This is a genomic window from Pseudomonas sp. MWU12-2319 (assembly GCF_023242525.1).
GTDB lineage: Bacteria > Pseudomonadota > Gammaproteobacteria > Pseudomonadales > Pseudomonadaceae > Aquipseudomonas > Aquipseudomonas gingeri_D.
The window spans coordinates 1-1,373 of the sequence record NZ_JALJES010000053.1 but is presented as its reverse complement, the minus strand read 5'-3'; the positions used below and the strand labels follow the sequence as shown (position 1 = coordinate 1,373).

The following is a 1,373-nucleotide window of genomic DNA, read 5'->3' as shown; positions in this document are numbered from 1 at the left end:
GGGACTGTCATAAATTTTGTGTTCGGGCATAACATGTTGCAGAGGTGCATGTATGCCGACCAAGAAAAAACCAGCCCGTGAGGTCACACGAGACCTTCCAGCCATTCCCAAAGAGCTGATCGATCAGTTCGTTAATGGCCCGATGACCGCCGAAGCCATCCAGGATGCCTCGATGGCGTTCAAGAAGGCGCTGATCGAGCGAGCCCTTGGCGCCGAGCTGGGGCATCATCTTGGCTATCCTCAGGGCGCGGAGCGCCCCGAGGAGTCGAGTAACCAGCGCAACGGCAAAAGCAGCAAGACTGTCCTGACCGACGACGGCCCGTTGCGCCTGGAGATCCCCAGAGACCGCGAGGGTAGTTTCGCGCCGATCCTTATCCCGAAGCACGAGCGCCGTTTTACCGGTTTTGACGACAAGATCATCGCCATGTATGCCCGTGGCATGACTGTTCGCGAGATTCGAGCTTTCCTGATGGAACAGTACGCAACAGACGTTTCCCACGATTTCATCAGTTCGGTGACCGATGCGGTGCTGGAAGAGATCGGTGCCTGGCAGCAGCGTCCGCTTGAACCCATGTACCCGGTGATTTTCTTTGACGCTCTGAGAGTCAAGATCCGTGACGAAGGGCTGGTGCGTAACAAGGCGATCTATCTGGCGCTGGGTGTCTTGCCGGACGGGAGCCGAGACATTCTGGGCATCTGGATCGAAACGACGGAGGGCGCCAAGTTCTGGATGAAGGTCTTCAACGACCTCAAGACTCGCGGTGTCGAGGACGTGCTGATTGCTGTCACTGATGGCCTGAAGGGTATGCCGGAGGCGCTGGCAGCGGTTTATCCGCAGACCACATTGCAGACTTGCATCGTGCATCTGATCCGCAACAGCTTGGATTATGCGGGTTGGGACAAACGGCGCGATCTGGCTAGAGCGTTGAAGCCGATCTATCAGGCACTGAACGCCGAAGCCGCCGAGCAAGCGCTGAACGACTTTGAAGCAGGGCCTTGGGGTAAGCAGTATCCGACGGTGGTTGCTGCCTGGCGACGCGTCTGGGATCGGGTCATCCCATTCTTCGTATTCCCACCAGCGATTCGAAAGGTGATCTACACCACCAACGCCATCGAGAGCATCAACGCCCAGCTACGTAAGATCATCAAGACTCGCGGCCATTTCCCCACGGACGAGGCGGCGACGAAGTTGATCTGGCTGGTTCTACGAAACATTACCGCCACTTGGGGTAAAGCGGGGAAAGACTGGAAAGATGCGATGAATCAATTTGCAATCCTGTACGGGGATCGATTCATCAGGCCGACCTGGTGAAACAAAGGCCTGCCTAACGGCAGGCCATTACCAGCCTGCACACAAAAAATCTGACACTCTC

1 protein-coding gene is annotated in these 1,373 nt (G+C 56.6%); it reads left to right on the top strand.

Annotated elements, in window-relative coordinates; translation table 11 throughout:
• Positions 1 to 52: 52 nt before the first annotated feature.
• Positions 53 to 1,312, top strand: coding sequence for an IS256 family transposase (locus M5C01_RS32700; protein WP_152742436.1), 1,260 nt, complete (start codon positions 53 to 55; stop codon positions 1,310 to 1,312).
• Positions 1,313 to 1,373: the final 61 nt, after the last annotated feature.

Excerpts from the sequence above, each read along its gene's own strand:
- M5C01_RS32700 (WP_152742436.1), top strand. The coding sequence starts at position 53 with ATGCCGACCAAGAAAAAACCAGCCCGTGAGGTCACACGAGACCTTCCA.